Source organism: Terrabacter sp. FW104-15G4B (assembly GCF_058790095.1).
The window spans coordinates 1-5,960 of the sequence record NZ_JBYTCI010000061.1 but is presented as its reverse complement, the minus strand read 5'-3'; the positions used below and the strand labels follow the sequence as shown (position 1 = coordinate 5,960).

Sequence of the window (5,960 nt, the reverse complement as noted above, 5' to 3'; positions counted from 1 at the left end):
GCCCCCGACCGACCGAATGGCCGACCAGCTGGCTCGGCCTCCCCCCGGACCACCCCTTCGGCATCGAGACGCTGCCCTACGGTGTGTTCAGCACCGATGCGCACCCCAGCCGCCGGGTCGGGGTGCGCATCGGAGACCTCGTGCTCGACGCCGGAGCCGTGGCAGCGATCGGGCGCGACGCCGGTCTCGTCGGCGAGGGCCCGGACCTCGCGACCGCGTGGCAGACCCCCAGCCTCAACGCCTTCTTGGCCCTCGGTCGTCCGGCGTGGACGACCGCCCGGCAGTGGCTGACCGAGGTCCTGAGTGACGAGGTCCACCGCGACGGCGTCTCGCCTCATCTGCACCCGCTGGGCGACGTCACCCTCCACCTGCCGATCGAGGTGGCCGACTACGTCGACTTCTACGCCAGCGAGGACCACGCGAGCAACGTGGGGCAGATCTTCCGCCCCGACAACGCCGCCCTGCCGCCGAACTGGAAGCACCTGCCGATCGGTTACCACGGCCGTGCCGGCACCGTGGTCGTCTCGGGCACCGACGTGGTCCGTCCGACTGGCCAGCGCAAGGGACCGAACGACCCCACGCCCGTCTTCGGCCCGAGCATCCGCCTCGACATCGAGGCCGAGCTCGGCTACGTCGTGGGCGGCGCCACGGACCTCGGCTCACGCGTGAGCGTCGACGAGGCGGGCGACCACCTCTTCGGCGTCGTCCTCCTCAACGACTGGAGCGCTCGGGACATCCAGGCCTGGGAGTACGTCCCGCTCGGGCCCTTCCTCGGCAAGTCCTTCGCCACCTCCGTCTCGGCGTGGGTCACCCCCCTGGACGCACTCGCCTCGGCCCGCGTCCCCCTTCCCGGCCAGTCGGACCCGGAGGTGCTGCCCTACCTGCGCGGGGACGCGTTCGGCCTCGACGTGCACGTCGAGGTGAGGCTGAACGGCACGGTGGTCTCGCGCCCGGAGCACGCCGGGATGTACTGGTCGCCGGCCCAGATGCTGGCGCACCTGAGCGTCAACGGCGCCTCCCTCCGCAACGGCGACCTCTTCGCCTCAGGCACGATCAGCGGTCCGACCCGAGGGACCCGCGGGAGCCTTCTCGAGCTCACCTGGAACGCCACCGATCCCCTGACCTTGCAGGACGGCTCGACGCGCGGCTTCCTCGAGGACGGCGACACCGTGACGATGACGGCGTGGGCGCCCGGGCCGAACGGCACACGCATCGGCCTCGGCGCGGTGACCGGAACGATCCGCCCTGCCCGCTGACCCTTCCCGGAATTCACCCAACTCAGTGGACGATGACCGCTGCCGCCTCCGGCTGGTCGTCGAGGAAGTGCGAGTGCTCGTGCTTGCGCGGCAGGAAGGCGGCCGGGATCAACGTCAGGGCGAGCAGGATCGCGGCTATGAGGAAGGTGCTGCCGAAGGCGTCGGCGGCCTCGGTCAGTCCCTTCTGCACCGCCACCTGGCCGCCGATGGAGTTGACCAGCCCCGGGTTGTGCGACGCCGCGATGGCTGGGCCGGCCAGGGCCGAGGCGCTGATGTAGTTGGTGAAGACCACCGAGATGACGGCGACCCCGACCGAGCTCGCGATCTGCTGCGAGATGTTGAGCAGCGTCGAGCCGCGGGCGACCTGGTGGCTCTTCAAGGTCTTCAGCGCCGAGGTCATGAGCGGCATCATCGTGCCCCCCATGCCGAGGCCCATGATGAAGAGCACCGGGATCATGAACCCCCAGTACGGCGTGTCGGTGCCCACCTGCGTCAGGGCGAACATGCCGCCGGTGATGAGGACCAGCCCGAAGGGCACGATGCGCCCGACCGGGACCCTGTCGGAAAGGGCACCCGCGATCGGCATCGTCACCATGGCGCCCAGACCCTGCGGCACCATCAGGAAGGCCGCGTGGAGCGTGTCGAGCCCCCGGACCTGCTGGTAGTAGGTCGGCACGAGGAGCAGACCGCCGAAGAACGCGGCGGCGAAGAGGAACATCGTGATCGTCGCGGCGCTGAGTCGACGGTTGCGGAAGAGCCGCAGGTCGAGGAGCGGGTGCTTGGGCCGGAAGCTGTAGAAGACGAAGCTCACGAGCATGACAAGGCCGATGCACAGCGGCACGAGCACCTTCTTGGAGATGAAGGTCCCCTCCCCCGGGATGGAGCTGATGCCGTAGAGGAAGAGCGCGAGGCCGGGCGACATCAGCAGCATGCCCACGAAGTCGAACGACTCGGACGGCTCGGGCGCGTCGGAGGGCAGGGCCCACAACGCGTACAGCACCGCCACGGTGCCGATCGGCACGTTGATCAGGAAGATCCAGTGCCAGGACGCCACCTCGATGAGCCAGCCGCCGAGGATGGGCCCGAAGATCGGGCCGAGGAGCATGGGCACCCCGAGGATGGCCATCAGCCGGCCCATGCGGGCCGGCCCCGCAGCACGGGTCATGATCGTCATGCCGAGCGGCATCAGCATGCCGCCGCCCAGGCCCTGCAGGACGCGGAACGCGATGAGCCATTCGATGGAGCCGGCGGTCGCGCACAGGGCCGAACCGCAGGTGAAGAGGACGACGGCAAGGACGTAGAGCCGCTTGGTGCCGAACCGGTCGGCCGCCCAGCCCGTCAGCGGGATGACCGTCGCGAGTGCGAGGGTGTAGGCCGTGACCGACCAGGCGACCGTGGAGTACGCCAGGGCCTTCCCGGGGCTCTCGGCGAACACGGTCTGGAAGGTCGGCAGGGCGATGTTGACGACCGTGATGTCGAGGATCGACATGATCGCCCCGAGCACGACGACGCCGGCGATCTTGAGGACCGGCCCGTCGATCTTGTCGGGGTAGTCGGTCAGGACAGGAGCGGCAGGAGTTGACACGAGGACTCCGGTTCGGACGGTGGTGCGTGGACGGCGACGACGCCGTGGCCGCGGGACTGCCCGCCGCAGCTTTCATTGTCGCGCCGCCCACCGACAGCAGCGCAAGGGACATATGCCGCCGGCCGAATCCGGCCCTCTGCCGACCACACCTTCCGACCGGACCTTTCGACCGGACCCGGGTGGGTGTCGTCAGTGGTGCTTGCGAGGCTGCTTGCCCTCGACGACCTGCGTGCTCGCGACCTTGTCATGCAACGCCTGGCGCTTGTCGTCCCACAGCGGCCAGAGCCCGTCGAGCAGCGAGAGGAAGGGGACGACCTGGGCCGCCAGGGGCACGAGCCGGCGCAGCAGGGCGGTGCCGAGCGGTAGCGGTCCGGGCTCGCTGACGCGCCGGACACTGATGCCGAGCGCCATCTTGCCGGGCGTCTGCGCCGTCGTCGTCCAGAAGACGAGGCAGTACGCCGTCGTGAGGAGCCACAGGACGAGGCCGAACTGGACGGCCGGGCCGGTCAGCTGGTTCTGCAGCTCGACGACGCGGGCCTGGTTCCCGGCCTCGGCGGCGGTCACCATCTGGGAGAAGACCTCGGAGAGCCTCGGGGTCGCCAGCCACGAGAGGATCCCCCCGACGATGACGATGATGATGCCGTCGAGGATCCACGCGGCCACCCGCTTGCCCCATGAGGCGAGCGGCACCCCGTCGGCCGTCGTGCGGATGTTCGCCATCCACTGGGCGTTGGCGGGTGCCTGCTGGTAGTAGCCCTGAGGCGACTGCTGCTGCGGTGCCTGCGTCTGCCAGCCACTGCCCTGCGGCACGGGGGTCGTCGGCGCCGACGCGCCGGTGCGGTCAGCGGGCACCTGGCCGGGCTGGCTCTGCTGCACCCCGATCGTGCTCTGCGAGAGGGTCGGCGACTTCTTCGGCGCGGTGTGGTTGGTCCACGACACACCGTCCCAGTAGCGGAGCATGTCGGTGTTGCTGGGGTCGTCGTACCACCCGGAGGGCTGCTGGCTCATGCCTCAACTCTGCCACGACGTACGCGCTCTCAGCCGCACGGCGCGTCATGTCCCCCGCAGCAGATGTCGGCCCCGGCCCGTTCCCGCACGCCGTGGGGATCAGACCGGGGCCGAGCCCGCCTCAGAGCCCGCCTCGAGTGGCCCCGAGGGGTCGACTCAGAGGTTGCCGCGCTTGTCCTGCTCGCGCTCGATCGCCTCGAAGAGGGCCTTGAAGTTGCCCTTGCCGAACCCCAGCGAGCCGTGCCGCTCGATGAGCTCGAAGAAGACGGTCGGCCGGTCCCCGAGCGGCTTGGTGAAGATCTGCAACAGGTAGCCGTCCTCGTCGCGGTCGACGAGGATCTTGCGCTTCTGCAGCTCCTCGATCGGCACGCGGACGTTGCCGATGCGCTCACGCAGCTCGGCGTCCTCGTAGTAGCTGTCGGGGGTGTCGAGGAACTCGACACCGTTGGCGCGCAGCGCGTCAACCGAGGCCAGGATGTCGTTCGTCGCGACGGCCAGGTGCTGGGCACCGGCGCCACGGTAGAACTCGAGGTACTCGTCGATCTGGCTCTTCTTCTTGGCGATGGCCGGCTCGTTGAGCGGGAACTTCACGCGGTGGTTGCCGTTGGCGACGACCTTGCTCATCAGGGCCGAGTAGTCGGTGGCGATGTCGTCGCCGATGAACTCGGCCATGTTCACGAAGCCCATGACGCGGTTGTAGAAGCCGACCCATTCGTCCATGTGGCCGAGCTCGACGTTGCCGACGATGTGGTCGAGGGCTTGGAACAACCGCTTCGGCTGACCGTCCCGCTTCTCGTGGGACGACGCGGCGGGCACGTAGCCCGGGAGGTACGGGCCGGCATACGTCTGCCCGTCCACGTGGCGCTGCACGAGGGTGTGACGCGTCTCGCCGTAGGTGGCGATGGCGGCGATGCGTACCGTGCCGTGCTCGTCGGTGTGGTCGGCCGGCTCCTCGAGGACGGTGGCGCCGGCCTTGCGCGCCTGCGCGATGCACCGGTCGACGTCGGGCACCTCGAGCGCGATGTCGACGACGCCGTCGCCGTGGCGGCGGTGGTGGTCGGCGAGGGGGCTGTCGGGGTCGACCGCGCCCTTGATGACGAAGCGGATCGAGCCGCTCTTGAGGACGAACGCCTTGTGGTCGCGGTGGCCGTTCTCGGGCCCGGAGTAGGCGACGAGCTCCATGCCCCAGGCGCTCTGGTAGTAGTGCGCGCTCTGCGTGGCGTTGCCGGCGACGAAGACGATCGAGTCCCAGCCTGTGACGGGAAAGACGTCGGTGTTCTCGTCGTACTCGACGAGGCCGACGAGCTGCTTGAGCTGCTCGAGGTCCAGATCGGCCTCGCGCTCCTGGTCGGTGAGTTCGGGGGCCACGGAAGGCACGGACGGCATCGTGTCGGTCATGGAGCGAGAGTGACCGACCGGGTCGGAGTGTGCAAGAGACACCGTGATCGCTGGGCAGAGTGCACAAACTGTTGGTCGTATGCCGTGTCGCGGTGGACACTTCGACCATGACCTCTGCGAGCACGCCCCCGCCCCGGGCCCCCGTCGACGCCCTGGACTGCCGGATCCTGCTGCTCCTGCTCACCGAGCCGGGCGTCGGCGTGCTCGGCGCCTCTCGCCGACTCGGGGTGGCGCGCGGGACCGTGCAGGCTCGCCTCGACCGGCTTCAGCGCACCGGGGTGCTTCGCTCGATGGCTCCGGACGTCGACCCCGCCGCGCTCGGCTATCCGGTGACGGCGTTCTGCACGCTCGAGATCCGCCAGGGTGGCGGTGGCCACTCGCCCGTCGTCGAGCACCTCGCGGCCATCCCGGAGGTGCTCGAGGCGCACACCATCACCGGTTCCGGCGACGTGCTCATCCGGATCGTCGGACGCGACAACGCCGACCTGCAGCGGGTCATCGATCGCGTCGTCGACGACGCACACGTCACCCGGGCCTCGACGGTCATCTCGCTGGCCACCCGGCTCGACCACCGCACGATCCCGCTGGTGGAGCACCTGCTCGACTCCTCCTCCTGAGGGGTACGCCGACAGCATCATCGATGCCGCCCAGCCGGGCCATGCCTCTTCGCCCACCGACGGACCAGGAGCCCCCGTGACCACCGACCCCTACGC

The 5,960-nt window shown here is 69.6% G+C and carries 5 protein-coding genes; 2 read left to right on the top strand and 3 right to left on the bottom strand.

From position 1 onward, the window contains the following. Window positions 1-1,256 (top strand): fumarylacetoacetase (gene fahA, locus AC3WRT_RS20545; protein WP_492725251.1); only part of this gene is annotated, 1,256 nt, incomplete at its 5' end. A 22-nt stretch (window positions 1,257-1,278) separates the two neighbouring features. Here fahA and AC3WRT_RS20540 read toward each other — a convergent pair. The 3 genes from AC3WRT_RS20540 to hppD all read right to left on the bottom strand — a co-directional run bounded on the left by AC3WRT_RS20540 (window position 1,279) and on the right by hppD (window position 5,247). Next, window positions 1,279-2,841 carry a DHA2 family efflux MFS transporter permease subunit gene (locus AC3WRT_RS20540; protein WP_492725249.1) on the bottom strand — a complete coding sequence of 521 codons (1,563 nt, stop codon included), beginning with the start codon at window positions 2,839-2,841 and terminating at the stop codon, window positions 1,279-1,281. Between the two features lie 189 nt (window positions 2,842-3,030). Further along, a complete protein-coding gene (locus tag AC3WRT_RS20535) occupies window positions 3,031-3,849 on the bottom strand; it encodes an RDD family protein (protein WP_492725247.1) in 819 nt (272 codons plus the stop codon). Window positions 3,850-4,005: 156 nt separating this feature from the next. Next, the gene (gene hppD, locus AC3WRT_RS20530; RefSeq protein WP_492725245.1) at window positions 4,006-5,247 is read right to left on the bottom strand and encodes a 4-hydroxyphenylpyruvate dioxygenase; all 1,242 of its coding nucleotides are present in this window, start codon (window positions 5,245-5,247) and stop codon (window positions 4,006-4,008) included. A gap of 107 nt (window positions 5,248-5,354) precedes the next feature. Here hppD and AC3WRT_RS20525 point away from each other — a divergent pair, with 107 nt between their 5' ends. Further along, window positions 5,355-5,864: an Lrp/AsnC family transcriptional regulator gene (locus AC3WRT_RS20525; protein WP_492725243.1), complete on the top strand. Its 510-nt coding sequence runs from the start codon at window positions 5,355-5,357 to the stop codon at window positions 5,862-5,864. Window positions 5,865-5,960: the final 96 nt, after the last annotated feature.